Origin of the sequence: Methyloferula stellata AR4 (assembly GCF_000385335.1) — a bacterium.
Taxonomy (GTDB): Bacteria; Pseudomonadota; Alphaproteobacteria; order Rhizobiales; family Beijerinckiaceae; genus Methyloferula; species Methyloferula stellata.
Genome location: NZ_ARWA01000001.1, coordinates 1,289,678 through 1,316,275, shown reverse-complemented (window position 1 = coordinate 1,316,275; position 26,598 = coordinate 1,289,678). Strand labels below are relative to the sequence as shown.

The following is a 26,598-nucleotide window of genomic DNA, read 5'->3' as shown; positions in this document are numbered from 1 at the left end:
TTTTAGGCCTTTGAGATGACCGATCATCGGCGATGGAGCCTATGAGCCTTTCTTCTCAGCGCGCGGAACAGGCCGAACAAGAGCCTTCCTCCGCTCAACTCCTGACGATCGCGCTCGACTTCCATCATGCGGGACTATTGCCCAAGGCTCGCGAAATCTACCTTCGCCTCATAGCCGAGGATTCGGCGCATCCTGTCGCCTTGCACCATCTTGGCCTGATCGCCCACCAGACCGGCGACAATGCGACGGCGGCCGGCCTTCTGCGCCAGGCAGTCGCCGCGAAGCCGGATTATTTTGAGGCTTTCTCGAACCTCGCCGCCATTCTACGGACAATGCGGCAGCCCAAGGACGCGATCGAAGCCGGGTTGCAGGCCATAGCGCTTAATCCGGCCTATGCTCAGGCCTATTCCAATATCGGCAGCGCCCATGAAGATTTGGGCAATGATGAAGAAGCGCTCGCCTATTATCAAAAAGCGCTCTCGCTCGAGCCGAATTTCGTGGAAGCTCAGACCAATGCCTCCAATCTCCTGCGCAAAACCGGGCGCTACGAAGAGGCCTTGTCGATCTGCGAGGGCATCATCCTCCGGCGGCCGGATGCCGCCGACCCCTATTTCCATCTCGGCAATATCCTGCGCGAATTGTGCCGCTCCGACGAGGCAATCACGGCCTATCGGCATGCACTCGCGCTCAGGCCGCAATTCGCCGAGGTCTATTGCGGTCTCGGCAATATTCTTCAGCAGCAGCAAAAGTTCGACGACGCGGCAGCCGCCTATCAGGACGCCATTGCCTTAAGGCCGGATCTTGTCGAAGCCCATTACAATCTCGGCGCGACGTTCGAAACCCAAGGCAAGATCGCGGAATCCATCGCCGCCTACCGGGCTGCGCTCGATCTGAAGCCGGACCTTCTCGATGCGCGCATCGAGATGCACCATCAGCGCCGGCATGCCTGCGATTGGGCCGGATTCGACGCGGAAGAAGCCGAACTTCTCGCGCGCATCGCCAATTACGATAAGCCGATACCGCCCTTCAGCATGCTCAGCATGCATGCGCGGCCGGACGAACAATTGCACGTCGCCCGCCGCTGGGCGCATTGCTTCGACAAATATAAAAGCAGGCGCTTCGATCACGCGCACCGGCGGCACAAGAAGGACGCCGCGCAGCGGATCAAGATCGGCTATCTCTCCGGCGACTTCCATCGTCACGCGACCGCGCATCTCATGGTCGAGCTTTTCGAACGCCACGACCGCCGGCATTTCGAACTGATCGCCTATTCGCACGGGATAGACGATCAAAGCGAGATGCGCTGGCGTCTGCGCGACGCCTTCGACCGGTTCGTCGACATCAAGGACATGAGTTTCACCGACGCGGCGCAGATGATCCATGACGATGGGATCGACATATTGGTCGAGCTCAAAGGCTATACGCAGCACGCCCGCAGCGAGATCGCATCGTTGCGGCCGGCGCCGGTGCAAGTGAGCTACATCGGCTTTCCCGGCACGATGGGCGCGGATTTCATCGATTACATCATCGCCGATCCCTTCGTGCTGCCCTTCGACCAGCAGGCTTTCTACGACGAGAAAATCGTTCATCTGCCGCATTGCTATCAGCCAAACGACACGCGCCGCCGGATCGCCGATCAAACGCCGACGCGCGCCTCCTGCGGCCTGCCGGAGAGTGGCTTCGTCTTCTGCTGCTTCAACAATGCCTATAAGATCACGCCGCAGATCTTCAGCATCTGGATGCGGCTCTTGAATGCGCTGCCCGACGCGGTGCTCTGGCTCTTCGACGCCAATCCGCTCGTCAAGGACAATCTGCGCGCCGAGGCCGGCAAACGCGGTGTCAACCCCGACCGCCTCGTCTTCGCGCCGCGTGCACCGAGCCCGGACCATCTGGCGAGGCAGCGCCTCGCCGATCTTTTTCTCGACACGCTTCCCTATAATGCCCATACGACGGCAAGCGACGCGCTCTGGGCCGGGCTGCCGGTCCTGACCTGCACCGGCGAGACTTTCGCGGGGCGCGTCGCCGGCAGTCTTTTGCATGCGGTCGGCCTGCCGGAACTCGTGACCCATTCTTTGCAGGACTATGAAACGCTCGCGCTCCGGCTCGCGAGCGAGCCCATGGCGCTCTTCGCCTTGCGGCAAAGACTTCTCGTCCAAAGGCTCACGGCGCCTCTGTTCGACATCACGCGCACGACGCGCGATCTGGAGACGGCCTATATGCGCATGTGGGACACTTGGACCTCCGGCGCCGAACCGCAGGCTTTCGCGGTCGAGCCCGTCGAAATCGACGCCGACGGAAAGCCGGTGCTGCTGAGAGAGCCGCCGCGTTTCACACGTATCGCATATGAGAGCTGCCCGCTTTGCGGCAGCCACGATATTCCGCAGATGCTCGGCGCCGATTGCACCAAACATCCCCTCTACCGGCCGGGCCTGCCCGAGACCATGATCTGGCATGAATGCGGCGCCTGCCATCATGTGTTTACCGAAGGCTATTTCGGCGACGATGCTCTGGCCGTGATTTTCGGCGACACGCATCAAAATCAGACGGTCGGCCATGACATGGAACGCCAGCGCGCCGTCTCGGCCCGCATGGTCGAGCGCGTCGCGCGCCATGTTTCAAGCGGCGATTGGCTGGATGTCGGATTCGGCAATGGCTCGCTGCTCTTCACGGCGGAAGAATGGGGCTATCGCCCCGTCGGCATCGATCTGCGCAAGGATGGCGTGGCGATGATGCGAAAGCTCGGCTACGAGGCGCATTGCATCGATCTTGAGGCTTTGGCCGAGGACGGACGCTTCAGCATCATCAGCATGGCCGATGTGCTGGAACATATGCCCTTCCCCAAAAACGGGCTCACAGCCGCGCACCGCCTGTTGCGGCCGGGCGGGATCTTGTTTCTCTCCATGCCCAACATGGACAGCATGGTCTGGAAGCTGCTGCACGCCAATAACGTGAACCCCTATTGGGGCGAGATCGAGCATTATCACAATTTCAGCCGCAAGCGGCTTTATGCGCTCTTGGCCGAGCATGGATTCAACGCGCTCGAATATCAGATCAGCGAGCGCTACCGCGTCGGGATGGAAGTGATCGCGGTGAAGGCGTGAGCGGGCAGCCGTGGGACTTCGCTCGGCCGGGTTTGACCCCTAGCACGCCGGTTTGAACGGCCGCTTGGCGCCGATGCCGGTAGAAGTCAGCCTTACCACCGCCCGGAAGTAGAGATCACGGATTGCCATACAGGAAGTTCGCGGTTGCGACTTCGGACAATCTTCAGCCGATGCCAGTTTGCACGGACTGATAGTCGTTTCTGCGCCGAATGAGACGACGACTTCGAATAGCTTGGTCATCATGCGCCTTTTCGCCCTCGCGAGGGCCAGCACCGGGCTGAGGGCGCGATTGCGCAGCATATTGACAACAGCGTCCTTTCGCGTTGCCGATCGATTTGAGGCTTGGGCATCTATCCAGAGCGAGCTGGGTATGAGCGTTGACCCTCCTGCTGGCGCTACCAGCTATCGCGCGAGTCTTTCTGTCTCGATCTTCGCGGCACTTTCCAAGCTCACCTTTAACGCTGACAGTTCCCCAATCCGACGGTTGCAAGCCACTATTCGGAAGGTTGCCTGGGACCAGTACTGGATCTATCGCGAGAACGGGCGTGGCGTCCAGTTTCAGTTCGGCGACCGCGCGTTCAATACGTTGCCCGGCGACATCATGGTCGCGGATGCCGATACGCCGTTCCATGCGCTGGCAACACATAGCTATCATCACGATCTCTGGATGATTCCGCGCCCGGTCCTGGACCGTCATTTGCCGCCGCTACCGCGTCCCCTCGCGATCCATCTGCCGGCATCCGCGGAATTGTCCGTGTTACTCGTCGCTTATCTCGATGCACTGTCACAGATGGATGATCTGTCGGACGAAATGAGCGCGCTGGTCGCGGATCACTTGGCCCGGCTCGTCGCAATCGCCTGCGGGAGCGTGTCGAGGGGTCATGGTGAAGCGCTTGGCGTGGCCAGGCTGGAACAGGCCCGGCAATATATCGAGCAGAACCTTACGTTGCATGATCTCGCTCCGGAAAAGGTCGCGGCGGCGCTCAAGATCTCGGTTCGCCAACTTCATCTCTATTTCGAGCCAAGCGGTGAAACATTCAGCCAATATGCCCGACGACGCCGTCTGGAGGAGTGCCGCGCCACCTTGGAAAACCCGCTGTTCGCCAGACGATCCGTCGCTGAGCTAGCCTTTGCGTCCGGCTTCTCCAGTCTTCCGACGTTCTATCGGGCCTTCCATAAGGCGTTTGGCATTGCGCCGGGTGATGTGCGCGTCATAGCGATGGAGAGCGTCAAACAGCGCGAGGAGGAATGAACTTTGAATATGGCGCCTATTAGATCATAGTTTTAAACAGACGGAACGCTTTTGTCAGTTTCCCGCCGTCGTTTATTCCTTCTGGCTCGTAACGGGTGACGCAATTGCATCAAGATACTGTCAGCCATTGGTCGACAGACGATGTCGATCCGAGCGAGCGCTTTGCCTATTGGCGCGAAACGTTAAGCGCCAATCTGATCGGTATCACGCCGGAGGCCCCGTCCGATCATCGGCGTCACTTCGAAGGATCGATCACCAGGATACCGATCGCCGACACCGGCGTCATGCAACTGCGGATGGATATTTCGCAATTACGAACCGAGCGGACCGCAGCCGATATCCGCAATGCGCCAGGTGACGGGCTTTTTCTCTTCCGGACGATCGACAACCCTATAAACTTCTTGTTCCCCGAACGGGACGGATTCATGACGCATCCCGGGATGACGACGATCGGCGGGCTCGATCGCGAGCGGTTTTCCGTGGCTGAAGAGCCTGTAGTGCACCGGGTCGAGGTGCTGCGCTTGCCGGCGGCGGCGTTTCGCGGAATCCTCGACAATCCGGAGCGTCTCGATCCGCGGCCCGTTGCGGAGGCAACGGGCGCCGACGCTCTCCTGCATGGCTTTTTCCAGTCGTTCATGCGTGAACTTCCACGGCTCGACGCTCAGGATCGCGGCGCGGCGCTTGCGACGCTCGCCAACCTAGCCATATCAGCACTACGGCCCGATCGCAGAACTGAGGAGCCGCAGCGCGAAGCCATACGCCGCGCAAAATTACAATCTGCTCAGGACTATATCGCACGCCATGCGGCAGACCCCGCACTGACGCCAGAGATCGTTGCAGCGGCGTTGGGCATGTCAACGCGCCAATTGCACGGTCTGTTCGAAACGTCCGCCAAGAGCTTTTCGCGCCATCTTGCCGCCGAGCGAGTCGATCGGGCGGTCCGTGCCCTGACATTCGACCCCTCTCGCAGCATTACAGAGATTGCCTTCGCCTGCGGCTTTGAATCGTTACCGACATTTTATAGGGCATTCCGAACGATTGTCGGGATGACGCCCACCGAGCTGCGCATTTCTGCAACTATCGCGCACTAACCGCCTATCTGCGCGGCCTGAGATTCCGCCCTGCGCGGATCGAGACGACAGCAACCCCGACCCTACGCGAATGTCGTCCGGCTTGGTCACGATTCCTGAAATCGCGGCCCGATGGTTTCGCGGGAGCTCGATGACACTCCGTCCGGCGATTTTGTTTGATTATACGAGGTTTCGATATGAAGGTGACGAACCACCTGATTTTAGGCTCGGCCGCTCTGGCTCTGTCCGTCCTAGCCCTGCCGCATTTGTCTTCGCCTGCGCGGGCGCAATTCGTCTGCGGACAAGCGACGACCGGCGACCCTCAGGGCGCTGCGGCGACTGGCGTGAATGCTTTCGCTTGCGGCGCCAATAGCAATGCCAGCGGAGCGGATACTACAGCCATCGGCTCCTTTAGCGCGGCGACGGGCTTGGCCGGCACAGCCACCGGCGCGGCTAGCAAAGCCAGCGGGACAGACAGTACAGCCAGCGGAACAAACAGCCAGGCCAGCGGCTTCAGCAGCACGGCCACTGGTGTATCTAGCACGGCCAGCGGCGATTTTAGCACAGCGACTGGCGCGGCCAGTATTGCCAACGGCAACTCCAGCACGGCCACCGGCTATTCCAGCTCGGCCAGCGGCATCAGCAGCACGGCAACAGGCAATTCGAGCTCGGCTAGCGGAATAGCAAGCACGGCATACGGCGCTGGCAGCTCGGCCGGTGGTGCTGGATCGGTCGCGATCGGCGCTTCAGCCTCCGCCGCGCAAGATAATACGGTGGCGATCGGCCAGAGCGTCGCGACAACGCGCACCAACCAAGTCGCGATTGGTAGCGCAACGAACACCTATACTCTCGCCGGCATCGCCTCAGCCGCGAGCCTCGCAGCGCAAAGCGGCCCAACGAAATATGTGACGACAGACGCCAACGGCAATCTCGCGGCCTCCAGCTTTGGGCCAGCTGACATCGCGGGTCTGAGCAATAGTATTTCGTCCTTGCAAGCCAATGTGGCCGCCCTGCAAGGGTCCGTACGCCGCGCCTATGAAGGCACCGCGATCGCCATGGCCATGTCGGGCGCGGCCCTGCCGGATAATAAGACCTACGCCGTCTCCGCCAATTATGGCACCTTCCGGGGTGAAAACGGCTTCGGTGCTATCGGCCAGGTCCGTATCAACGACTATCTCGTGGCCTCGGGCGGCATGGGTATCGGCACCGCGCGCGGCGGTGTCGGCGGCCGTGCCGGACTGACATTAGCGTGGTAGTTTTGAGGCGTGTTGAACATAGCCGCGTGATGGTCCGGCGCCTCATGTTTGCCGGCCTGCTTGCAAGCTTAGGAGGAAACGCGCTCGCGGAGCCGTCTAAGCAGGCTTTGAAGCCAGCACAGATCGATCGCAATGGTGTTTTGATACTTTTGCGATCCTCGCTGACGGCGCTCGATCAGGCCAACAAGACCGGTAATTACACCGTGCTGCGCGATCTCTCGTCGCCCGGTTTCGCAGCGGCCAATAGCGCCGCGAAACTGGGTGAGATCTTTGCCTCAGAGCGCAGCAGCCATCTCGATCTCTCCGGCACCTTGGTGCTCGATCCGCAGCTCACGGTTCTGCCGGAGACGGATGACATGGGGCACATGCGCTTTGCCGGGTTCTTTCCATCGGCACCGACGCAGGTGGAATTCCATCTGGCTTTCGAGCCAGTGAACGGTCAATGGCGGCTCTTCGAACTCGGCGTCAATCTGGTTCCATCTGGCCCGTCCGCGCCGGTGCCATCGGCTCCACCGCCGACCGCGGCTAATGTGGCGCCGACAGTCAAGGCACCCATTACCACCGTGCGGCAAGCACATCCGGCGATGCCCCCAGTAACGCAACCGCCGCTTGCGAACGCTGAGAAGGCCAAATGAATCACGGGCGCAATATTAGCCACAGGCCACGCATGTGCGCCTGACGTGTTGAGACTTGACCCGTCGCATGCCCCGCCGACTTCGCCTCGATCAACCCACCGCGACCAGCATCTGCGTCAGCTTCTCCGGCTCGATCACCATCGCGTCATGGCCAGATTCGATTTCGAGATATTGCCAGCCCGCCTGCGCCTTGGCATAGGCGCCGCCCGGGTCCATGCCGTGATAGATCGGCTTGACGCAGCGGATATAGGTCACGGGCAGATTATTGCCCGGCGCATGCGCGAGCTTCAACGGCGTCGTGTAGCTCGCGAGCGGATGCGGCACCAGCCTGCGTTCGACCCAGGCGGTGTCGTCCGGGTCGGTGACGCCGAAGGCGCTGGCCTTGGGCGGCGGCAGGATTTTGACGCCATTCACGTCCTGCACTGTCTTTAGACGCGCCTCGCGCGCTTCCGGCGCGATCGTATCGAGAAATGTCTGGCCGTCCTGCAAGATCGCCGCGTCAAGGAAAACGACGCGCTTCAGACGGTCGGGCACGCGGTCGGCGACGCCGATCACGATCGGCCCGGCGAAACTGTGGCCGACGAGATAGACATCCTTGAGTTCTTCGGCCTCGATGACATTGACGATGTCCTGGACGAAAAGATCGAGGGAAATGTCGGGGTAATTGATGAGGTGGTGGCGCTCCCCGAGCCCCGTCAATGTCGGCGCGAAGACGCGATGGCCTTGATCGCGAAGCCGGTCGGCCACTTTCCGCCAGCACCAGCCGCCATGCCAAGTGCCATGCACGAGAACATAAGTCCGGCGCGGCGTTGCCTGCGCGGCGGCGCGTCGAGGCGAGAGCGCCGTGGCAAGCATGGGCCCGATCGCGGCAAGTTGCAGCAGAAAGCGACGCGTAGCCATGCCATCCCCCGAAACGCCGTAATACCGGCCTTTTTTAACTTCTTTACAGGATGAAAGTATTTCGGCCAACCTGAAACGGGGTTCCCGCGGTTTCATCGCTTGCGCGGCTAGGGCGCTTCGTTTATGCCGCTGCCTTCCGAATCGAACCCCCACGGCCAGCCCTTGTCTTCCGCCGAAAAGCCGATCGCCCTCATCATGGGCAGCCAGTCCGATTGGGCGATCATGAAACATGCCGCCGATATTCTGGACGCGCTGGCGGTCGGCCATGAGGCGAAGATCATCTCCGCGCATCGCACCCCGGAGCGGCTCTACGCCTTCGCCAAAGGCGCCGCCGCGGCGGGTTTCAAGATCATCATCGCTGGCGCTGGCGGCGCCGCGCATCTGCCCGGCATGACGGCCTCCCTGACCGCCCTGCCCGTCTTCGGCGTGCCGATCGAAACGAACGGCTTTTCCGGCCAGGATGCGCTTTTATCGATCGTCCAAATGCCGGGCGGGGTACCGGTTGGGACTTTGGCGATCGGCAAGGCCGGCGCCATCAATGCGGCGCTCCTCGCCGCGGCCGTGCTCGCTTTGTCCGATCCGGCGCTCGCCGCGCGCCTTGCCCAATGGCGCGCCGCGCAAACCGCCGCCGTTTCCGAGCTGCCGTCGGACCCAAGCTGACCCACATGGCGCAGGAAATTGCTCCCGGCGCGACGATCGGCATCCTGGGCGGCGGTCAGCTCGGGCGCATGCTGGCGATCGCCGCGGCGCAGCTCGGCCTCAAAACCCATATTTATTCCCCCGACCCCGATAGTCCCGCTTTCGATGTTGCGGCCGCTCGAACAGTCGCCGCCTATGAGGACGAGGCAGCGCTAGCGGCTTTTGCCGGAAGCGTCGATGTCGTCACCTACGAGTTCGAAAACGTCCCGGCCCGCACGGCGGAAGTGCTGGCGGCGATCCGCCCGGTGCGGCCGAACCCGCGGGCTTTGGCGACGAGCCAGGACCGGCTGATCGAGAAGCAGTTTTTGAGCAGCCTCGGCATAGCGACCGCGCCTTTCGCGCAGGTCGACGATGCGGGCGCGCTCGCCCGCGCCGTGGGGCAGCTCGGCCGCCCCTCGATCCTGAAGACGCGGCGTTTCGGCTATGACGGCAAAGGCCAGACGATCGTGCGCGAGGGCTCGGATCTCGCTGTCAGCTTCCGCTCGCTTGGTGGCGTCGAAGCGATCCTCGAGGGCGTCGTGCCTTTCGTCAAAGAGGTCTCGGTCGTCGCAGCGCGGGGATTGGACGGCGCTTTTACGGCTTACGACGTCTGCGAGAACCAGCATGATCATCATATTCTGAGTGTCACCCGCGCGCCGGCGCAAGTGACGCCGGAGGCGGCGCAAACAGCCGTCGGCATCGCCCGGCACATTGCCGAAGCGCTGGATTATGAGGGCGTGATCGGCGTCGAGATGTTCGTCACCGAGGCACCGGATCGCACCGGCGTGTTACGCCAGTCGATCATCGTGAACGAGCTGGCGCCGCGCGTGCATAATTCCGGGCATTGGACGCAAGACGGCGCGGCGACCTCGCAGTTCGAGCAGCATGTCAGGGCGATCTGCGGCTGGCCGCTCGGGTCCACAAAGCGCCGCGGGGCCATGGTCGAGATGCGCAATCTGATCGGCGATGAGGTCAACGCCTGGCGCGATATCCTGCGCGACCCCGACGCCCATCTGCACCTCTACGGAAAGGCCGAAGCGCGGCCGGGCCGCAAGATGGGCCATGTCACCAGACTGATCGCCGCAGCCGAGACGGAAAAGCCGAAGGGCGGCTAGAGCATGCTGCGAAAAAGTGTAAGCGGTTTTTCGCGCAAAGCATGCTCTACATTTTTGAATCTAGATCATCTTGTCTACTTTTAGGTGATTCAACCTAAAAGCAGGATGATCTAGACGAAATAAACCCGCAAAAATAGCGGAAAATGTCCCATTCCAAGCCAGTTTCCACTCTGAACGACCCTGGACAAACCGGCCTTTCTTTGCTAGTTAACCACCCACGTGCAGGTGCTCGTTCAGCGCCCGCTTTTTTATTTCCCCATTCACGTCGGATGCCGCAGTTGCGGTGAGACCACAGATAAGGACTGATGCGTGCAAGTTCTCGTTCGCGACAATAATGTCGACCAGGCCCTGAAGGCGCTCAAAAAGAAGATGCAGCGCGAGGGTATTTTCCGCGAAATGAAATTGCGTGGTCATTACGAAAAGCCTTCCGAAAAGCGCGCTCGTGAAAAGGCCGAGGCTGTCCGCCGGGCCCGCAAGCTCGCCCGCAAGAAAATGCAGCGCGAAGGCCTCCTGCCGATGAAGCCCAAGCCCATGATGGGCGGCGCGCGCTAACGAGCTGCTTGCGCCCATCGGATTGCCTTGGGCCTCCTGAGCAGTTTCATTAAAATCGGCAGGATGAGTTTCCTTTACCTTGGCGATCGATTGGGGCGCTGGCGTCCCAATCTTGCCCGATTGAAGCGGCCTAAAGAGCGGGCTAGCGTGGATTTTAAAGATTCCCACGCCTGACGATAAGGCGGGGACACGAGCATGAATACATCCTCGGCGATCCATATGGCGAAAACGGCCACTCCAAACCTGCGCGCTCTTTCAGGGCGGCTTTCCCCAGCCGTCTTCGTGGCTGTGCTCGTCAGCGCGCTCGGTCTCGCCGGCTGCGAAAGCACCAGCTCGATTACCGGCATTCACGGCCCGGGCGTGGCGGAAGTCGAAACCAATCTCACCCCGGAAGAGCAAACAACCAATCTGAAGTCGTTGACCGATGTCGTGCAGCGCAATCCGACCAGCGTCGAGGCTCTGAACACGCGCGGCACCGCTTACGCCAAACTTGGCCGCTATCAAGAGGCCATCGCCGATTTCACCCAGGCGATCAAGCTCGACCCGAATAATGCGCCGGCCCTGACCAACCGCGCGCTCGCCTATCGGCAGACGCATCATGACGATGCCGCGCTCGCCGATTTCAACCGGGCGATTTCGGCCAATCCCCAGCATGCCCCGGCCTATCTCGGCCGCGCCAATCTCCTGCGCGCGCAAGGCAATCTTGCCGAGGCCCGCAATGACCTCGATCAGGCGATCCGCCTCAATCCGGAAAGCGCCCAGGCCTTTCACGCCCGCGGTCTGATCTTCCAGCGGGAGGGCAATCATGCGATGGCCATCACCGATTTCGACAATGCGATCGATCGCGACCCCTTCGCCAGCGCACCTTATGAGGCTCGCGGCCAAAGCCTGCTTGCCACCGGCAAGAACGACAAAGCGATCGAGGATTTCAACGCGGCGCTCAATGTCGACAATAAGAATGCCGACGCCTGGGCCGGATTGGGCCTCGCCTATGAGCATAGCGGCAATACGGCCAAGGCGATCGAATCCTATCAGCGCGCCTTGATCATCAATCCGAACAATCAGGTCGCCAAGGAAGGCGTCGCCCGCGTCGGACACGCGTAGGCCGTTGCTTCCTTCTCCCTGTGGGAGAAGGTGCCCTGCGAAGCAGGGCGGATGAGGGGTTACTTTCCCTCAATACTAAGACAGCACCCCCTCACCCGGTCAGCTCCGCTGACCACCCTCTCCCGCAGGGAGAGGGTTGGGTTGGCTAGCTCCCCATTCACCAAAGCTTAACCATCACGTGCGCCACAGCACAGCCGGTCTCGTCCCTCTCAGCCAATGTGGCTTCATCGAGAAGGGGAGACCACCATGTCCATCGAAGCCATGTATCCGAGCCGCACCCAGCCCCGGTCGCAGAACCCGCTGTTTGCCCGCGCGTTTCGCCGGCAGAGATTGTGCCTCATGCTGATCCTGGCGACCATTGGTTTCGGCCTGCTGCTGCTTCAGCTCTTCCCGATGACGGCACATGCCGACGCGCGGCAGACAACCGCCGCCGAGCCCGCGTCGATCCTGCCGATCAAGGCCGAAACGCCGAGCGCCAAGACCGTCCGGATGATCCAGATCTATGACGTCCCCGCGCGTTGATCCTGTCACCAAACCGGTATCCATTTCGCTCGAAAACGCTTTATTCCGGCTCCCATTTCCGCACGCTGCCGTCATTCAGTTCGGCAGCGGCTTCCCTGACCAAGCGGCCGCCCACCCGAAGCTCCGGCGCGATTTCAGCCAGAGGCACGAGCACAAAGGCCCGATTGAAAAGCTCCTTGTGCGGCAGAATGAGATCGGGCTCGGCCAGCGGCAGATCGCCGTAAAATAAAATATCGATATCGATCAGGCGCGGTCCCCAGCGGATGGTTTTTTCGCGGCCCATTTCCGCTTCGATTGCTTTTGCTTCCGCCAAAAGCGCGGCGGGAGAAAGCCTGGTCCGCGCCAGCGCGCAGGCATTGGCGAAAGCATCCTGGTCGAGATAGCCCCAAGGCGCGGTGCGATAGATCGACGAGATCGCTACAATTTCGACGGTCTTGCGCGCTTCAAGCAAATCGAGCGCGCGCCTTATATTGGCGGGCTTGTCGCCGATGTTCGAGCCAAGACCCAACCCGATCTCGACGGGAGCGGCGCCGGCCGGATCAGGCCCGCTCGATGGCATCGAAAACTTTAAAGGCCGTGACATGTTCGGCCGCATCATGCACGCGGAAGATCGACGCGCCATGCGCCGCGGCGGTGAGATTGGCGGCCAAAGTGCCGATGAGTTTGATCGCCGGATCATCGCCGAGCAGCGATCCCAAAAGCGACTTGCGCGACAGACCGACGAGAAACGGCAGTCCATAGTCCTGCAGCTTCGTCATGCCGGCGATCGCTTCGAGATTCTGCAGCTTGGTCTTGCCGAAACCGACGCCCGGATCGAGCATGATATGATGGCGCGGGATGCCGGCCTTCTCGGCGAGCCCCAGCGAATGATCGAAGAAGCGGCGCATGTCGTCGACAATGTCGCGCTTTTCATCGACATCCGCCCGGTTGTGCATGATGACGACGGCGGCACCGCCTACGGCGATGACATCGGCCATGGCGGGATCGCGCTGCAGCCCCCAGACATCATTGACGACGCAGACGCCGCGCGAAATGGCGTAACGCGCGATCGCCGCCTTCGACGTATCGATCGATACCGGCGCCTCGACGGCTTGCACCAAACCTTCAAGCAGGGGTTCGAGCCGCCTGAGCTCTTCGTCTTCGGGCACCGGCGTATGGCCGGGCCGTGTCGACTCGGCGCCGACGTCGACGATATCGGCACCCTCCGCGACAAGCTTTTGGGCTTGCGCCTTGGCGTTCTCCAAACTGTTGAAACGGCCGCCGTCGGAAAAAGAATCCGGCGTCACATTGACGATGCCCATGATGATCGACCGCTGGCCGAGAAGCGATAGAAAGCGGTCGCGCTTTTCAAACATCGTCTCTTGTATCGCGGTTTGTCCGTTCAAATCGGCTTGTCTTCCTGGTTCGGATAAGCGCAGCGCCATTTTATAATCTGCTGTCCCGGATGTTCGTTCGACCAAGCCGCCATATAGACAGGCGCCTCCATCTCGCATTGGGTCAAGGAGGCGCCTTGATCGACGAATTGGAGATGTTTTTCCTGACAGCCTCCAGGGTGCGCAAGGCTGCACACCGTCATTATCACTTCGATCAGTCCCATGTCAGTCCCCCCGGCTTGGCTTGCCGGCCCATTTTGATGGGCCTTATCCGTATGGAACAAGCCGAAACCGGGCGCGTCAAGCGCGCGCCGGGAACCATCTCTCAGTTTTAGAGACCAACCAGCCGATCCCTCATCCTGAGGAGCGAGCGCAGCTCGCGTCTCGAAGGACGAGGGAGTTTTTACCGATAATCCAGGTGCGATCCTAAAGAACAACCACGCGCGTTCCGACAGGCACGCGCTTATAAAGATCGATCACGTCGGCGTTCATCATCCTGATGCAGCCGGACGAGACCGCCTTGCCGATCGTGTCCGGCTCATTGGTGCCATGGATGCGGAACAGCGTATCCTTATTGCCCTGATAGAGATAAAGCGCCCGCGCGCCGAGCGGATTGTCGATGCCACCCTGCATTTTTTCGGGCAGATCGGGACGCCGCCTCAGCATGTCCTTCGGCGGATACCAGTCCGGCCATTCCTGCTTGTTGTGGACCTGCGCCTCGCCCTTCCATTCGAAACCCTGACGGCCGACGCCTATGCCATATTGCATCGCGTGGCCGTCGGCCTGCACCAGATAGAGATGCCGGCTATGCGTATCGATGACGATCGTCCCGGCCGGCTCGTGCGTCGGGTTCGGAACCATTTGCGCCGTCCTCCGCGACGTATCGATATTGGCTTCCGACGTGCCCGGGCTGGCAGGCTCTAAATTGGCATTGCTCGGCTCGCGATAGGGCGTTGCGTCATAGCCTTGATCGTAATTGTCCGGCACGCGCCGCGCATTTTGCCGCGTGCGCGGCGGTCCCGCCGGATAGGCTTCGTATCCTTCGCCGTAATAGCCCGAGCCGTCATAGGGCGACGGCGGTGCGGGATAGGCTGGATAGGCGGGATGGCCCGGATAGGGCGGCGGCGCATATTGATAGCCCGAATAATTGGACCATTGCGCCGCAGCGGGCCCGGCGCCCGCCAGAATTCCAACAGCGAGGAAACAGGCAGTCTTCAAATATGCGCGCATGATCTTAAACCCGCTCTTAGAGGCAGATCCCGATGATTTTGGATGAACCCAAAATCATCGTGACGGATTCCAATAGTTTAAAGCGGGATTTTAGCGAAAAACTGGTATCCACTTTTTCGCATCCCGCTTTTGCCAATCCAGCCGATAAAAAAGGCGAAAAAGCGAAGCGCCGCCGGACACATATCCGACGGCGCTCGTAATTTCAATTGCTCCAGATCTGCGAAGAGTCCTCCGCATGAGACCTCTTTAGATCACATTGACCGGAGCGCCGACCTTTACGCGATCGTAGAGGTCGATCACATCCGCGTTAAGAAGGCGGATGCAGCCGGACGAGACGGCCTGACCGATCGAGTCGGGCTCATTGGTGCCGTGGATGCGATACATCGTGTCGCCCTTCTCGTTGAAGAGATACATGGCGCGGGCGCCGAGCGGATTGGCGATTCCGCCTTCCATATGCTCGGGGAGATCGGGGCGGCGCTTCAGCATCTCAGCCGGCGGCGTCCAGGCCGGCCATTCAGCGCGGCGGGCGACGTGGGCGCGGCCCGACCAGGCAAAGCCTTCGCGGCCGACACCGATCCCATAGCGCATCGCCTTGCCCTCGCCGAGCGACAAATAGAGATAGCGGTTTTTGGTATCGATCGTGATCGAGCCCGACTTCTCACCCGTCGGATCGTTGACAACGGTGCGAGTCGGCTGCACGTCCCGGCTGGGATCGCTCGGAAGATTGGCCTGCTGGATCGGTTGGCTCTGCCCCAGGTCCGGCAGAATATTCAACCCCAGAAATTCGAAAGCATGCGCGCCCGTGGTGGCGATAAGGCCGAAGCAAGCGGCGGCAGCAAAAGCATTCACATTGAACTTGAACATGATCATTCCCCCTGAACACGAAAGTTTCGATAGCCCCCATGTACTGAGACTAAAACACGCAAGCTGTGCGTTTTGTTCCATGTGAAGAGAGAGTGTTCGAAAAAATCAAAAACCTAGGGTGAAGGAAGTTTCAACGCGGAACTTTGTTTGGGTTAACGCGTTAACCGCGTGCAGCCGGCGAAATCACGGCTCGCACTTTCTCACCCTTCAGCACATTTTAAACGCTAAGGACTGGGGCTCGTTTCGGGCCGCGGCCATGCGAAATTATCGGCGCGACCGGGCTTGGGGGCCGGCGGCTTTGCGTCGACCAGCGCATGGTCGATCAGAGTTCGATCAGCATCCGCCTTGTTTTTTACCCGCGTCACCAATTGGCCGCCCGGCGCCGAAGTGGGCCCGGTCAAAGGCAGCACTGGACCGGCCACGGGCTTGGGAGCCGGTACCGCCGCCACGGGCTGCGCTGCCGCCCCTGCCGGGGCGTCAGGAGACGGTTCCGCCGGGACCGTCACGACGGCCGGATCGACCTTTGGTTCGGTTGCATCGAGGGCGCGGCGAATATCGCTTTCGACGAAATGCGCCAGTTTGCGGGCGCCGGCCTTGGTGAAATTCACGCCGTCCGCCGTCCTTATCCGCACCGTCTGGCCGTTTACGTCCGGCCCGAACGCATCATATTGGCTGTGGTCATTCTCGAAAGCTTCCCAAATATCCACATAGGCCGCGCCCGCCTTCTCGGCCTGGGCGCGATAAAAATCATTGTAGGTCAGGAATTCCGCCGACAGGCGTTCGCTTTTCACGATGGGCAGTCCGACCCAGATCAGCGGAATGTTCTTTTCCTGGAAGGCCTGCGAGATATCGGCGATGCGCGCCGTATAGGTCTCGATCCACTTGGGCGAGCCCGGCTCATAAGTGACATTGCCGACGCGCATGGGCTGATGGTCGTTGCTGCCGATCAGAATGACCGCCATGTTGATTTTCTCGTTGCCCGCGAGAAGATCGTGCACTGTCTTCGGCCAATCGTAGAAATCGTCACGGACGAGGCCCGAGCTGTCGCGCGTTTTACGCGTAACCGAAACCTCTGGACGATCGGCGAAAGCTTCGACAAGCCCCTGCCCGAGCAGGTCGCCGAGAGCATCGCCCAGCACCGTCACGAAATAGCTCGGCGCCACGGCGGGCCTGTCTGGGGTTGCGACCTGGACGGCAGGTCTTGGTTGCGCCACATGGCGCTTTGGCGGCGCCGCGCGCCGGTAATAGTAATAGCCCGGAGGCGCGGCGGGGCGGCGCGGCTGCGACGGCGTAAACCATTGGTCGAACCAAGTGGAAGGGCCCGCGAATTGGGCATTAGCCGTCGGGCCGCCGGTCGTGAAGATCAGCAGGGCAATCAACAAAAGCTTGCCCAGAGATCTAGGCAGAGGCGAAGATCCGAGGCTCCGGTCCATACCCCCCATTCTAGAGGCATTTGCCGAAAAACTCTAGGTGCCGAGCAAGGACGGCAGGCTCAAGAGGCCTATGGCCAAGCCAAGGATGGTCATGACGCCGAGCATGCGCACGATCTGGCCGATTGAGAGAACTTCTGGGCATTCCGCGCTGCTGGAGTCAGTCAGCGCTAGAAATTTGAAACTCGGAGCAAGACTCATGCGTGCTCACCCGTCGGTTTGAAGATTGACGACCAATTCCGGCCCAGGCCGCCGATTCGATTCGGCCTATGCCGCCTGTCGCCCGTCCAGTGAAGAACCCGACGCTTGAGCCGGGCTTGCGTCCTACGTACGTACTGCTCCCTAGAGACCGTGGCACCGGCAGACAGCACCGGCCGCCTCTGTTATCCTTGCGGCAGAGGCGAGCCACTATTGCGCTCAAGCTTGCCGCAACGCGTATAGGAGACGGATTTTGAAAGCAGGGCCTTGTTTCGACGAGATGACCTTGCCGGACGGCGCCTCGCGTCTTCTGTATCGAAGGATCGCCCATTGGCTTGCCGGCGCTCCGCCCGGTCTCCTGAGCGCGCGCCGTGCCCATGCCGAACTGATGTTCCGCCGGATCGGCATCACCTTCGCCGTCTATGGCGACAAGGACGCGGCCGAACGGTTGATCCCTTTCGACATCATCCCGCGTCTGATCAGCCGCCGCGAATGGAAAAGGCTCGAAGCCGGCCTCGTGCAAAGGGTCAAAGCCATCAATCTCTTTCTGGCGGATATTTACGGCCCGCAGGAGATCATCAAGAGCGGCAAAGTGCCGGCCGACATCATTCTCACCAATCCGCATTTCCGGCGCGAGATGGTCGGCGCAAAGGTGCCGCATAATATTTACGTCCATATCGCAGGTATCGACCTGGTGCGGACCGGCGAGGACGCGTTTTACGTGCTCGAAGATAATGTCCGCACGCCATCCGGCGTCTCCTATATGCTGGAGAACCGCGAAGTCATGATGCGGCTGATCCCGGATCTTTTCGCCGAGCACCAGGTCGCGCCGGTTGAGAATTATCCGGATGCTTTGCTCGCGTCGCTGCGCTCGGTCGCGCCGCCGGCCGTCGGCTCCGAGCCCGTCATCGCGCTTCTGACGCCCGGTCAATATAATTCGGCCTATTACGAACATTCATTCCTGGCCGATAAGCTCGGCGTCGAATTGGTCGAGGGCCGCGATCTCCTCGTCCAGGACGATAAGGTCTATATGCGCACGACGCGCGGGCCGCAGCGCGTCGACGTGATCTACCGGCGCATCGACGATGATTTTCTCGATCCCGAGGCCTTCCGGGCGGATTCCGCGCTTGGCGTTCCGGGCCTGATGCGCGCCTATCTCGCCGGCAATGTCACGCTCGCAAACGCCGTCGGAACCGGCGTCGCCGACGACAAGGCGGTCTATACCTATATGCCCGACATCATCCGTTTTTATCTCGGCGAGACGGCGCTGCTCGACAATGTGCCGACCTGGCGCTGCCGCGAGGCCGACGCGCTGTCCTATGTGCTCGATCATCTGCCCGAACTCGTCGTCAAGGAGGTCAATGGATCGGGCGGCTATGGCATGCTGGTGGGCCCGCACGCCGCCAAAGCACAGATCGACGAATTCGCGGCGAAGCTTCGTGACAATCCCGAAAATTTCATCGCGCAGCCAACCTTGGCGCTCTCCACCTGCCCCGCTGTTTTCGACAAAGGCGTCGCGCCGCGCCACGTCGATCTGCGGCCTTTCGTGCTCTCGGGCGCCGACGGCATTCGCGTCATGCCCGGCGGCTTGACGCGCGTCGCCATGCAGGAAGGCTCGCTCGTCGTCAATTCGAGCCAGGGCGGCGGCACCAAGGACACGTGGATCGTCGAAGAGCCTGCGGCTGGCGGGATCCTCGAAGAGCCTGCGGGATAAAGACAATGCTTTCGCGCACGGCGGATAATCTCTTCTGGCTCGCCCGCTATATGGAACGCGCCGATTTCGTCGCTCGTATCGTCGAGGCGACGCAGCGGCTGGCGGCTCTGCCAAACAACTATTCCGATACGGGCACGGAATGGGAGAGCGCGCTTGAAGCCTCAGGCGCCGCCGAAGGCTTTCACGAAACGAAAGCGGCGATGGAAGAAGCCAACGTCGTCGAATATCTGACCTTCGCTGCCGATAATCCGTCGTCGATCCGCAATTGCATCGAATCCGCGCGGGCCAATGCGCGAGGCGTTCGCACCGCCTTGACGGTGGAAGTCTGGGAATCGATCAACGGCGCCTGGATCGAGCTGAAACGGTTCGAAAAGGGCAATCTCGCCTCCGGCCGCTACGATCGCGAGGATCTCTCGCGCTTCCTCGAATTCGTCAAACGGATCTCGCTCGATTACGATGGCGCGACCCATCGCACCATGTTGCGCAACGAAGCCTATTGGTTCTCGCGCCTCGGCCTCTATATCGAACGCGCCGACAATACGGCCCGTATCCTCGACGTGAAATATCACGTGCTTCTGCCGGAGACGGAAACGATCGGCGGTTCGCTCGACTATTTCCAGTGGACCGCGATCCTGCGTGCCGTCTCGGCGCTGACCGCCTATCATTGGGTCTATCGCGAAAGCATCAAACCCTGGCTCATCGCCGATCTTCTGATCCGCCGGATGGAGATGCCGCGCTCGCTGATCGCCTGCTACGACAATATCGCGCGCTTTCTCGACGAGATCGGTAAAGGCGAAACGGAGCCAGGCCGGGCCCAGCAATTCGCGCATCAGATCATGGCGCGGCTCGAGCAGGCGACGATCAAGGATATTTTCAAGATAGGCCTGCACGAGTTCATCACGGGTTTTGTCGAAGACAATAGTCTTTTGGGCCAGACCATCAGCGAGCAATATCTGCTCGTCTGACCGATATCGGCCGGTCCGACTTTTTCCCGGTAGCGTCGGTGGACTTGATCCGAGCAGCCATGCCGCCCGCATGGCCGGTATTATACAACCTCCTTGTCAAGCATAGCCCCAGAGGCGCGAAACACCCTCGTCTGATCGCCGAGCTTTGAGGCGTGGCCGCCGAATACATGGCCACGCCCACGTTTTGCTTGGTGCCTTTTTCGTTACCAAGTGTAACTCAGCACGTATACATAATTATAAAGTGTAATTAATTTGACATATGTTCGAATATATGTCGTATAGTTATAGACTATTTAAGTCTAGGCGAAACGTCGCAGACAAGAAATAGCCTCGCTTTTTCCACATCAAACCTCCAGAACCGCCACGCTCGGCCAAAACCGGGCGCGGTATAACAGTATGGAGTTGATGTATTGAAAAAAGTAATGCTAGGAGCGCTTGCTCTACTATCCATGTCGGCTGCGGCGGAAGCCCAGAGCTGGACCGGGCAGGCCTCCTACTATCGGGCGCCTCACGAAATGACCTGCGCGCACCGCTCGCTGCCCTTCGGGACGCGTCTGCGTGTGACGAACCTCAGGAACAACCGCACGGCGATCTTGACCGTCGCGGATCGTGGGCCGTTCATCCGGGGCCGGATTGTCGATGTATCCGTCGGCGCCGCCAATGTGCTGGGCTTCCGCTCCGCTGGCGTGGTGCCGGTCAAGATCGAGACGGTCTTGAACTGAAAGACCATTGGGACCGGTCCGGCGCGCCTGCCCTCGCTGTTGCGAGCTGCGCGCGGGATCGGTCCCTTCATTGCCTGGATGATTACACCCGCATCGGCATCAGCACGTAAAGCGCCGCCGCGCCGTCGCGATCGAGCACCAGCGTCGGCGAACCCGCATCGGCCAGTTTGAACAGAGCCGTATCGCTGTCGAGCTGTGCCGTGATGTCCAAAAGATAGCGGGCATTGAAGCCTATATCGATCGGCGCGGAATCATAATCGACCTCGAGTTCCTCGACCGCCGATCCCTGATCCGGATTGGTCACCGACAAAGTGAGCTTGCCATCGGCCAGCGCGAGTTTGACGGCGCGGCCGCGCTCCGAGGAAATCGTCGAGACGCGATCGACCGCGTCGGCAAAGGGCTTACGGTCGACGACGAGCCTTTTGTCGTTGCCGCTCGGAATAACCCGCATGTAGTCCGGGAAGGTCCCGTCGATGAGCTTCGAGGTCAGCACGACCTCACCGAATTTGAAGCGCGCCTTGGTCGCCGAAATCTCGATCGCGACATCCTGACTCGCATCCTCGATGAGCTTCAAGATTTCGGTCACGGCCTTGCGCGGCACGATGACCCCCGGCATGCCGACTGAGCCTTGCGGCGCCGGCATTTCGACGCGCGCGAGCCTGTGCCCGTCGGTTGCGACGGCCCGCAGCATGGCCGTGCCGTCGGCATCGACCGTGTGCATGAAAATACCGTTGAGGTAATAGCGCGTCTCTTCGTTCGAGATCGCGAATTGCGTCTTCTCGATGAGCTTTTTCAATTCCCCCGCGGGAAGGCTGAAGGCGTGGCTGAATTCGCCAGCCGCGAGATCGGGGAAGTCGCTTTCGGGCAGCGATTGCAGGCTGAAGCGCGAACGGCCCGAGCGCAGGGTCAATTGGCCCAATTCGCCGGTCGCCTCCAAGGTCACCTGGGCGCCATCGGGGAGCTTGCGGACGATGTCATAAAGAATATGGGCCGGCAGCGTGGTCGCGCCCTTCTGGCCGACGTCGGCAGCCAATTGCTCGGTCACTTCGAGATCGAGATCGGTTGCCTTGAGGCCGAGCGACTGGCCGTCGGCGCGCAACAGGACATTGGAAAGGATCGGAATCGTCGTCCGGCGCTCGACGACGCGATGCACATGGCCGAGCGATTTAAGCAACGCCGCTCGTTCGAGAGTGACTTTCATAAGGCGGGACCCGTCAGATCGAATAGAGCCAGATGCGCGATCCCGCTCCAAAACGCTTCCGGCCTCGAAGGCGACCGGGCCGGGACTCTGACGCGGCGCGAAAGGAATCGCAAGCTTGCCCCGCAAAAGACAGAGGTTTTCCGCAAGTTTGCGGAAATCTCCGTCCATGACGCCGCACAGCGCCCCTTTACCGGCCCTTAATCCGGCGGATTTAGGCTTCCAAAAGCCGGGCGCGACACCCGGGGAGGCCCTATGACCAGGCGGCGGCGTTAAAGCCATGAAAAAAGGCTCAGAAAACGCCCGTCGCGAACCGACTTTCGCGCCATCCGTGCGAATACCCCCCGTGCGGCCCGATTTCGAGGCCGAGGACGAGGGCCCCCCAGGCAAAACGCCAAGTCGGGCATCAAGCAAGGCGCAAAGCAAGGCCACAAGCCGCAAAAGCGCCGCCAAGCGCCGCGCCCGCAAGCCGGGGCGCTCGCTTTTCGGCCGGCTTTTCTATTGGTGCTTCACGCTCGGCATCTGGGCCCTGATCGGCGGCGGCGCCCTTGTCGCCTATTATGCCACGCAATTGCCGCCGATCGATCAGCTCGCGATCCCGAAACGGCCGCCGAATATCGCGATTCTCGGCGAGGACGGGTCGCCTCTTGCCAATAGAGGCGATACCGGCGGCGCGGCGATCCACCTCGCCGATCTGCCGCCCTATCTGCCGAAAGCTTTCGTCGCGATCGAGGACCGCCGCTTCTATTCGCATTATGGCGTCGACCCCGTCGGCATTTTCCGCGCGCTCACGCGCAATATCATCGGCCATGGCGGGATGCAGGGCGGCTCGACGCTGACGCAGCAGCTCGCCAAAAATCTGTTTCTGACGCAGGAGCGCACTTTCTCGCGCAAGATCCAGGAAGCGATCCTCGCGCTCTATCTCGAACATAAATATTCGAAGGACCAGATCCTCGAACTTTATTTGAACCGCGTCTATTTCGGCTCAGGCACCTATGGCGTCGAGGCGGCGGCGCTCAAATATTTCGGCCATGAGGCAAGCGCGGTCACGCTCCCCGAGGCAGCGATCCTCGCCGGCCTCATGAAAGCGCCGACCAAATATGCGCCGAACCGCAATCCGCAATTGGCGACCGAACGGGCCGCGCAGGTCATCGCCGCGATGGCACAGGAAGGCTACATCACGGAGAACACGGCGAAGATCGCCCTCGCCCTGCCCGCCCGCGCGGTGCACGACCAGCGCAATGGATCGGTCAACTACGCGGCCGATTATGTCGTCGACATGCTGAACGATACGATTGGCGCGATCGACGAGGATATCGTCGTCACCACCACGCTCAATCCCACGCTGCAAACGGCTGCGGAAAAATCCCTGACCGAAGAGCTCGACCGCAAGGGCGCCAAATTTGGCGCGAGCCAAGGCGCGCTCGTCGCCATCAATCCGGACGGCGAGATCAAGGCGCTCGTCGGCGGGCGTAATTACGCCGACAGCCAATTCGACCGCGTCGTCGCTGCGAAGCGGCAGCCGGGTTCCGCCTTCAAGCCTTTCGTCTATCTGGCCGCGCTGGAACGGGGTCTCACGCCCGACACGCTGCGCGAGGATGCGCCGATCAATGTGCGCGGCTGGCAGCCTGAAAATTATTCGCGCGAATATCAGGGCGCCGTATCGCTGACCAAGGCCCTGTCGCAATCGCTGAACACGGTTGCCGTGCGGCTCGGACTCGAGGTCGGCGCGAAGACGGTCGCCAAGGTCGCACACCGGCTCGGCATCACCTCGGATCTTCAGGCCAATGCCTCGATCGCGCTCGGCACGTCGGAAGTGACGCCGCTCGAACTCGTCACGGCTTACGCGCCTTTCGCCAATGGCGGCATCGGCGTGCAGCCGCATATCGTGACCAAGGTGACGACCGCGAACGGCAAACTGCTCTATCTGCGCAAGGGCTCGAGCAATGGCCGCGTCATCGATCCGCAATATGTGCCGATGATGAATACGATGATGCAGGAAACGCTTCTCACCGGCACGGCGCGCAGAGCCGATCTGCCCGGCTGGCAGGCCGCCGGCAAGACCGGCACGAGCCAGGATTTCCGCGACGCCTGGTTCATCGGCTATACGAGCCATATGATCACCGGCGTCTGGGTCGGCAATGACGATAATTCGCCGACGAAACATGCCTCGGGCGGCAGTCTCCCGGTCGAGATCTGGTCGCGCTTCATGAAGGTCGCGCATCAAAACATACCGCCGGATCAGCTGCCTCTCGGCATTTGGCGGGCCGTCCCGGCGCCGTCGGATAATCCGATCGCGTCTCTGCTGCCGAATTTCATGCGGCAGGAAACCGCCGCCAATCCGGCCCCGGCCCCAACGCGGCGCGATATTGATTACGGCAATGCGCCTGTGCCGATTGCGCCTGTGCCACGCGGCGAGCCGGTCTATCGCGATACAGCAGGACGAGATGCCAGCGCACGCGACGCCGCGCATGGCGGACTCATGCCGCCGGAAGGTATTCCCAACACGACGCCCTATCCGCGGCCGCGCCAGGCGCCGCCGGCGGAGCATAATTTCTTCAGCGATTTGTTCGGAGGATAAAGCCAGCTTGCGAGTGGCGCTCAAGCATTAGACCGGCGCCGCGCCTTGCAGATCCGGCCAATAGATTTCGGCATCGCGCGCCACACCCTCGAATACGGGCTTGGCAAAATAGAAACCCTGCATGAAGCGGAGGCCTATCCCGCGCAGCGCCTCGACCTCGTCAACCCGCTCGACGCCTTCGGCAATGATCTTGATTCCGGTGTCTGCCCCGAGCGAGACGAGGCTCGCCAAAACCGCCAGGCGCGTTTTGTCCTGATCGCAATCTTTCACCAGCTCGCGATCGATCTTGAGACTATCCGGCCTCAAAGACACAAGCCTTGCGAGATGCGAATAGCCGATACCGAAATCATCCAGCGAAATCTTGAATCCATGGCCGCGGTAAGCGCCGATGATGTTGAGAATATGCGCCGTATCGATGATCTCCTCGTTCTCGGTGAACTCGAAGGTGATCCGCTCGAGCGGAAATTTCGTCCGCCGCGCCGCATCGAGGGTGAGGCGGATACAGGCTTCCGGATCGTAGACGGCATTGGGCAGGAAATTAATGCTGAGATCGCCCTCGAGCCGAAGTTCCGCGGCCAATTCAATGGCCTTCACGCGGCAGGCTTGATCGAAGGCATAGAGATTGTCGTCATTGACCTGAGCGAGAACGGTGCCGGCCGGTTCGCCGCAAGTTCCGCGCACGAGCGCTTCATGCGCGACGATGCGGTGCTCCACCACGTCGACGATAGGCTGAAACGCCATGGTGAAAGGGAAGATCCGCGCCATATGCTCGCAAGCGCTGCAGCTTTCCGCGGTCTTGCGCAGATGCGTTTTCGAGGGTGCGATGGCGTGCTCTCCCTAATTGCGGTGCTCATGCGTCAAGCTTTGCTGGCTTGCAGCGCATGAAGGCCAAGGAGGCACCCGAATTCGCTAAAGCGACGCGCATCAAAACGCGATAAATTTACCCATCTCAGCAGAGGGCCAAGCAGACGCAGCCAATCAGACAAAGTCATGGCCGGGCGTAACCCGGCCATCCACGTACGAGGATCAGGCTTAAGCGTGGATGCGCGGACAAGTCCGCGCATGATGCACTCTCCAGACTTTGCCTTATTGCAGGCTCATTAGATCGAGATTGGCCTCGCGGGCATTGGCAATCGCCATGTCGCGGGAATCGCTCAAGATAAGCGGCGTGCCGTCGGCGCCGAGCAGCGCGAAGAGCTTGATGCCCGAGTCGATCGCCGGCGCATTCGGAAAGATCCGCTTCACCTCGTCCGAGAGCATGGGCTTGATATAGGCCAGCGTGCCGCCGCCCAAATGCGCGAATTGCTCGTCGGTGAAAAGCTTTTCGGCTTCCGGGGCTTCCGTCAAGGGCACCTCTGTCACGGCCACTTCGGGCGCCGCGGTTTCTGGCTTCTGGGTCTGTTCGTCCAACATGGTCTTTTCCTTTCCGCTCGCGGTTCTTTTCGAACCCGCCAGCTATCGCGAACCTTCAGTCTCGCAATTTCCGCTCTGCCGCCACATGATCTGGATCAGCTTTGGCGCTAAGTCTTTTTACTCTTTCAGCACGATGTCGATCTTCTTCACGGCCTTCTCAGGCTCCGGCCTAATCAGATCTACGGAGAGAAGACCATTCGTCAGATCGGCAGCGAAGACCTGCATTCCGTCGGCAAGAAGGAACACCCGCTGGAACTGGCGCGCCGCGATCCCGCGATGGAGATAGAGGCGTTCCTTATCGTCCTGCTGGCGGCCGCGGATGACGAGCTGCCCCTCTTCCACCGTGACCTCAAGCTGGTCACGTGTGAAACCGGCGACTGCAAGGGTAATGCGCAGGGTCTCGGCTTGGTTGCCCGCCTTGGCAATACGCTCGATATTATAAGGCGGATAGCCGTCGGTCGGGGCGCGTGTGACCCTCTCCAAGGCGCGTTCGATCTCGTCGAAGCCGAGGAGAAAAGGCGAGTTCAAGCTAGGCATTCGTGACATTGCGAAGCCCTCAAGGCACTTCGTGGGTGGGGCCCTCTCAGAGGCGCCCCGGTCCTTAACGATATGGCGATGGCGCCCTGGCGTTCAAGAGGGTTTTAACGGAAAATGCTCAGCTTTTAGGCAGGCGATGGTGCCTTGTCGGAAGCAAGCGCGGACAATACAGTCCTAAATAATTTTAG

Annotated in this window: 27 protein-coding genes; 16 read left to right on the top strand and 11 right to left on the bottom strand. The window is 60.8% G+C overall.

What is annotated here, in order from left to right; genetic code table 11:
- The first annotated feature begins 41 nt into the window (after nucleotides 1-41).
- The 5 genes from A3OQ_RS21515 to A3OQ_RS0106475 all read left to right on the top strand — a co-directional run bounded on the left by A3OQ_RS21515 (nucleotide 42) and on the right by A3OQ_RS0106475 (nucleotide 7,314).
- The gene (locus tag A3OQ_RS21515) at nucleotides 42-3,101 is read left to right on the top strand and encodes an O-linked N-acetylglucosamine transferase family protein (RefSeq protein WP_020174560.1); all 3,060 of its coding nucleotides are present in this window, start codon (nucleotides 42-44) and stop codon (nucleotides 3,099-3,101) included.
- 370 nt (nucleotides 3,102-3,471) lie between these two features.
- Nucleotides 3,472-4,353 (top strand): helix-turn-helix domain-containing protein, encoded by an 882-nt coding sequence (locus tag A3OQ_RS23415; protein ID WP_161607309.1) that lies wholly within the window; start codon nucleotides 3,472-3,474, stop codon nucleotides 4,351-4,353.
- A 95-nt stretch (nucleotides 4,354-4,448) separates the two neighbouring features.
- The gene (locus A3OQ_RS0106485; RefSeq protein WP_020174557.1) at nucleotides 4,449-5,444 is read left to right on the top strand and encodes an AraC family transcriptional regulator; all 996 of its coding nucleotides are present in this window, start codon (nucleotides 4,449-4,451) and stop codon (nucleotides 5,442-5,444) included.
- Between the two features lie 176 nt (nucleotides 5,445-5,620).
- On the top strand, nucleotides 5,621-6,679 hold the full coding sequence (locus tag A3OQ_RS21505; RefSeq protein WP_020174556.1) for a hypothetical protein: 1,059 nt from the start codon (nucleotides 5,621-5,623) through the stop codon (nucleotides 6,677-6,679).
- Nucleotides 6,680-6,708: 29 nt separating this feature from the next.
- Nucleotides 6,709-7,314 (top strand): hypothetical protein, encoded by a 606-nt coding sequence (locus A3OQ_RS0106475; protein WP_020174555.1) that lies wholly within the window; start codon nucleotides 6,709-6,711, stop codon nucleotides 7,312-7,314.
- 90 nt (nucleotides 7,315-7,404) lie between these two features.
- Here A3OQ_RS0106475 and A3OQ_RS0106470 read toward each other — a convergent pair whose 3' ends face one another.
- Nucleotides 7,405-8,214, bottom strand: coding sequence for an alpha/beta fold hydrolase (locus A3OQ_RS0106470; RefSeq protein WP_020174554.1), 810 nt, complete (start codon nucleotides 8,212-8,214; stop codon nucleotides 7,405-7,407).
- Nucleotides 8,215-8,337: 123 nt separating this feature from the next.
- Here A3OQ_RS0106470 and purE point away from each other — a divergent pair, with 123 nt between their 5' ends.
- The 5 genes from purE to A3OQ_RS0106445 all read left to right on the top strand — a co-directional run bounded on the left by purE (nucleotide 8,338) and on the right by A3OQ_RS0106445 (nucleotide 12,185).
- Nucleotides 8,338-8,874: a 5-(carboxyamino)imidazole ribonucleotide mutase gene (purE, locus tag A3OQ_RS0106465; protein ID WP_020174553.1), complete on the top strand. Its 537-nt coding sequence runs from the start codon at nucleotides 8,338-8,340 to the stop codon at nucleotides 8,872-8,874.
- Between the two features lie 5 nt (nucleotides 8,875-8,879).
- Complete coding sequence (locus A3OQ_RS0106460) at nucleotides 8,880-10,007, top strand: 5-(carboxyamino)imidazole ribonucleotide synthase (RefSeq protein WP_020174552.1); 1,128 nt, start codon at nucleotides 8,880-8,882, stop codon at nucleotides 10,005-10,007.
- A gap of 309 nt (nucleotides 10,008-10,316) precedes the next feature.
- Complete coding sequence (gene rpsU, locus A3OQ_RS0106455; protein WP_020174551.1) at nucleotides 10,317-10,559, top strand: 30S ribosomal protein S21; 243 nt, start codon at nucleotides 10,317-10,319, stop codon at nucleotides 10,557-10,559.
- Nucleotides 10,560-10,754: 195 nt separating this feature from the next.
- A complete protein-coding gene (locus A3OQ_RS0106450) occupies nucleotides 10,755-11,663 on the top strand; it encodes a tetratricopeptide repeat protein (protein ID WP_020174550.1) in 909 nt (302 codons plus the stop codon).
- Between the two features lie 246 nt (nucleotides 11,664-11,909).
- Nucleotides 11,910-12,185, top strand: coding sequence for a hypothetical protein (locus A3OQ_RS0106445; RefSeq protein WP_020174549.1), 276 nt, complete (start codon nucleotides 11,910-11,912; stop codon nucleotides 12,183-12,185).
- Between the two features lie 40 nt (nucleotides 12,186-12,225).
- On the opposite strand, the gene folK is transcribed toward A3OQ_RS0106445, so the two are convergent.
- On the bottom strand, nucleotides 12,226-12,744 hold the full coding sequence (folK, locus tag A3OQ_RS0106440) for a 2-amino-4-hydroxy-6-hydroxymethyldihydropteridine diphosphokinase (RefSeq protein ID WP_020174548.1): 519 nt from the start codon (nucleotides 12,742-12,744) through the stop codon (nucleotides 12,226-12,228).
- Nucleotides 12,725-13,540 carry a dihydropteroate synthase gene (gene folP, locus A3OQ_RS0106435; RefSeq protein WP_026595562.1) on the bottom strand — a complete coding sequence of 272 codons (816 nt, stop codon included), beginning with the start codon at nucleotides 13,538-13,540 and terminating at the stop codon, nucleotides 12,725-12,727. The genes folK and folP overlap by 20 nt, the downstream gene beginning before the upstream one ends.
- 155 nt (nucleotides 13,541-13,695) lie before the next feature.
- Here folP and A3OQ_RS24665 point away from each other — a divergent pair, with 155 nt between their 5' ends.
- Nucleotides 13,696-13,893 carry a hypothetical protein gene (locus A3OQ_RS24665; protein ID WP_161607308.1) on the top strand — a complete coding sequence of 66 codons (198 nt, stop codon included), beginning with the start codon at nucleotides 13,696-13,698 and terminating at the stop codon, nucleotides 13,891-13,893.
- Nucleotides 13,894-13,984: 91 nt separating this feature from the next.
- On the opposite strand, the gene A3OQ_RS23410 is transcribed toward A3OQ_RS24665, so the two are convergent.
- Nucleotides 13,985-14,788 (bottom strand): L,D-transpeptidase, encoded by an 804-nt coding sequence (locus A3OQ_RS23410; protein WP_020174545.1) that lies wholly within the window; start codon nucleotides 14,786-14,788, stop codon nucleotides 13,985-13,987.
- A gap of 32 nt (nucleotides 14,789-14,820) precedes the next feature.
- Between A3OQ_RS23410 and A3OQ_RS24660 the strand changes: the two genes are divergently transcribed.
- Complete coding sequence (locus A3OQ_RS24660) at nucleotides 14,821-14,988, top strand: hypothetical protein (RefSeq protein WP_020174544.1); 168 nt, start codon at nucleotides 14,821-14,823, stop codon at nucleotides 14,986-14,988.
- 46 nt (nucleotides 14,989-15,034) lie between these two features.
- On the opposite strand, the gene A3OQ_RS0106415 is transcribed toward A3OQ_RS24660, so the two are convergent.
- From A3OQ_RS0106415 to A3OQ_RS24655, 3 genes are all read right to left on the bottom strand, one after another.
- Entirely contained in the window at nucleotides 15,035-15,658 is a 624-nt protein-coding gene (locus A3OQ_RS0106415; RefSeq protein WP_020174543.1) for a L,D-transpeptidase family protein, read from the bottom strand.
- A 218-nt stretch (nucleotides 15,659-15,876) separates the two neighbouring features.
- The gene (locus A3OQ_RS21495) at nucleotides 15,877-17,034 is read right to left on the bottom strand and encodes an SGNH/GDSL hydrolase family protein (RefSeq protein WP_020174542.1); all 1,158 of its coding nucleotides are present in this window, start codon (nucleotides 17,032-17,034) and stop codon (nucleotides 15,877-15,879) included.
- 84 nt (nucleotides 17,035-17,118) lie between these two features.
- Nucleotides 17,119-17,283 (bottom strand): hypothetical protein, encoded by a 165-nt coding sequence (locus A3OQ_RS24655; RefSeq protein ID WP_020174541.1) that lies wholly within the window; start codon nucleotides 17,281-17,283, stop codon nucleotides 17,119-17,121.
- Nucleotides 17,284-17,560: 277 nt separating this feature from the next.
- On the opposite strand from A3OQ_RS24655, the gene A3OQ_RS0106400 reads away from it, so the two are divergent.
- From A3OQ_RS0106400 to A3OQ_RS0106390, 3 genes are all read left to right on the top strand, one after another.
- The gene (locus A3OQ_RS0106400) at nucleotides 17,561-18,994 is read left to right on the top strand and encodes a circularly permuted type 2 ATP-grasp protein (protein WP_020174540.1); all 1,434 of its coding nucleotides are present in this window, start codon (nucleotides 17,561-17,563) and stop codon (nucleotides 18,992-18,994) included.
- A 5-nt stretch (nucleotides 18,995-18,999) separates the two neighbouring features.
- Complete coding sequence (locus A3OQ_RS0106395; protein ID WP_020174539.1) at nucleotides 19,000-19,959, top strand: alpha-E domain-containing protein; 960 nt, start codon at nucleotides 19,000-19,002, stop codon at nucleotides 19,957-19,959.
- 422 nt (nucleotides 19,960-20,381) lie between these two features.
- Nucleotides 20,382-20,681 carry a septal ring lytic transglycosylase RlpA family protein gene (locus A3OQ_RS0106390; RefSeq protein ID WP_152428594.1) on the top strand — a complete coding sequence of 100 codons (300 nt, stop codon included), beginning with the start codon at nucleotides 20,382-20,384 and terminating at the stop codon, nucleotides 20,679-20,681.
- 82 nt (nucleotides 20,682-20,763) lie between these two features.
- Here A3OQ_RS0106390 and dnaN read toward each other — a convergent pair whose 3' ends face one another.
- Entirely contained in the window at nucleotides 20,764-21,882 is a 1,119-nt protein-coding gene (gene dnaN, locus A3OQ_RS0106385) for a DNA polymerase III subunit beta (protein WP_026595560.1), read from the bottom strand.
- Between the two features lie 277 nt (nucleotides 21,883-22,159).
- On the opposite strand from dnaN, the gene A3OQ_RS0106380 reads away from it, so the two are divergent.
- The gene (locus A3OQ_RS0106380) at nucleotides 22,160-24,460 is read left to right on the top strand and encodes a transglycosylase domain-containing protein (RefSeq protein WP_083931511.1); all 2,301 of its coding nucleotides are present in this window, start codon (nucleotides 22,160-22,162) and stop codon (nucleotides 24,458-24,460) included.
- A 27-nt stretch (nucleotides 24,461-24,487) separates the two neighbouring features.
- Here the strand turns inward: A3OQ_RS0106380 and A3OQ_RS21490 are convergent, their stop codons facing one another.
- The 3 genes from A3OQ_RS21490 to A3OQ_RS0106365 all read right to left on the bottom strand — a co-directional run bounded on the left by A3OQ_RS21490 (nucleotide 24,488) and on the right by A3OQ_RS0106365 (nucleotide 26,419).
- Entirely contained in the window at nucleotides 24,488-25,201 is a 714-nt protein-coding gene (locus A3OQ_RS21490) for an EAL domain-containing protein (protein WP_244427101.1), read from the bottom strand.
- A gap of 345 nt (nucleotides 25,202-25,546) precedes the next feature.
- Nucleotides 25,547-25,873, bottom strand: coding sequence for a BQ00720 family protein (locus A3OQ_RS0106370; RefSeq protein WP_020174534.1), 327 nt, complete (start codon nucleotides 25,871-25,873; stop codon nucleotides 25,547-25,549).
- Nucleotides 25,874-25,990: 117 nt separating this feature from the next.
- Nucleotides 25,991-26,419 (bottom strand): Hsp20 family protein, encoded by a 429-nt coding sequence (locus A3OQ_RS0106365; RefSeq protein WP_026595558.1) that lies wholly within the window; start codon nucleotides 26,417-26,419, stop codon nucleotides 25,991-25,993.
- Between the last annotated feature and the right edge of the window lie 179 nt (nucleotides 26,420-26,598).

Bases quoted from the DNA above. Each gene is read 5' to 3' on its own strand.
- A3OQ_RS0106400 (WP_020174540.1), top strand. From the start codon at position 17,561: ATGACCTTGCCGGACGGCGCCTCGCGTCTTCTGTATCGAAGGATCGCC.
- A3OQ_RS0106395 (WP_020174539.1), top strand. From the start codon at position 19,000: ATGCTTTCGCGCACGGCGGATAATCTCTTCTGGCTCGCCCGCTATATG.
- A3OQ_RS23415 (WP_161607309.1), top strand. From the start codon at position 3,472: ATGAGCGTTGACCCTCCTGCTGGCGCTACCAGCTATCGCGCGAGTCTT.
- A3OQ_RS23410 (WP_020174545.1), bottom strand. From the start codon at position 14,788: ATGCGCGCATATTTGAAGACTGCCTGTTTCCTCGCTGTTGGAATTCTG.
- A3OQ_RS0106475 (WP_020174555.1), top strand. From the start codon at position 6,709: ATGGTCCGGCGCCTCATGTTTGCCGGCCTGCTTGCAAGCTTAGGAGGA.
- folK (WP_020174548.1), bottom strand. From the start codon at position 12,744: ATGCCATCGAGCGGGCCTGATCCGGCCGGCGCCGCTCCCGTCGAGATC.
- dnaN (WP_026595560.1), bottom strand. From the start codon at position 21,882: ATGAAAGTCACTCTCGAACGAGCGGCGTTGCTTAAATCGCTCGGCCAT.
- A3OQ_RS0106415 (WP_020174543.1), bottom strand. From the start codon at position 15,658: ATGATCATGTTCAAGTTCAATGTGAATGCTTTTGCTGCCGCCGCTTGC.
- A3OQ_RS0106445 (WP_020174549.1), top strand. From the start codon at position 11,910: ATGTCCATCGAAGCCATGTATCCGAGCCGCACCCAGCCCCGGTCGCAG.
- purE (WP_020174553.1), top strand. From the start codon at position 8,338: ATGCCGCTGCCTTCCGAATCGAACCCCCACGGCCAGCCCTTGTCTTCC.
- A3OQ_RS21490 (WP_244427101.1), bottom strand. From the start codon at position 25,201: ATGGCGTTTCAGCCTATCGTCGACGTGGTGGAGCACCGCATCGTCGCG.
- A3OQ_RS0106390 (WP_152428594.1), top strand. From the start codon at position 20,382: ATGCTAGGAGCGCTTGCTCTACTATCCATGTCGGCTGCGGCGGAAGCC.
- A3OQ_RS0106450 (WP_020174550.1), top strand. From the start codon at position 10,755: ATGAATACATCCTCGGCGATCCATATGGCGAAAACGGCCACTCCAAAC.
- A3OQ_RS0106470 (WP_020174554.1), bottom strand. From the start codon at position 8,214: ATGGCTACGCGTCGCTTTCTGCTGCAACTTGCCGCGATCGGGCCCATG.
- A3OQ_RS21505 (WP_020174556.1), top strand. From the start codon at position 5,621: ATGAAGGTGACGAACCACCTGATTTTAGGCTCGGCCGCTCTGGCTCTG.
- A3OQ_RS24655 (WP_020174541.1), bottom strand. From the start codon at position 17,283: ATGAGTCTTGCTCCGAGTTTCAAATTTCTAGCGCTGACTGACTCCAGC.
- A3OQ_RS24660 (WP_020174544.1), top strand. From the start codon at position 14,821: ATGATTTTGGATGAACCCAAAATCATCGTGACGGATTCCAATAGTTTA.
- A3OQ_RS0106380 (WP_083931511.1), top strand. From the start codon at position 22,160: ATGAAAAAAGGCTCAGAAAACGCCCGTCGCGAACCGACTTTCGCGCCA.
- A3OQ_RS0106370 (WP_020174534.1), bottom strand. From the start codon at position 25,873: ATGTTGGACGAACAGACCCAGAAGCCAGAAACCGCGGCGCCCGAAGTG.
- folP (WP_026595562.1), bottom strand. From the start codon at position 13,540: ATGTTTGAAAAGCGCGACCGCTTTCTATCGCTTCTCGGCCAGCGGTCG.
- A3OQ_RS21515 (WP_020174560.1), top strand. From the start codon at position 42: ATGAGCCTTTCTTCTCAGCGCGCGGAACAGGCCGAACAAGAGCCTTCC.
- A3OQ_RS0106365 (WP_026595558.1), bottom strand. From the start codon at position 26,419: ATGTCACGAATGCCTAGCTTGAACTCGCCTTTTCTCCTCGGCTTCGAC.
- A3OQ_RS0106460 (WP_020174552.1), top strand. From the start codon at position 8,880: ATGGCGCAGGAAATTGCTCCCGGCGCGACGATCGGCATCCTGGGCGGC.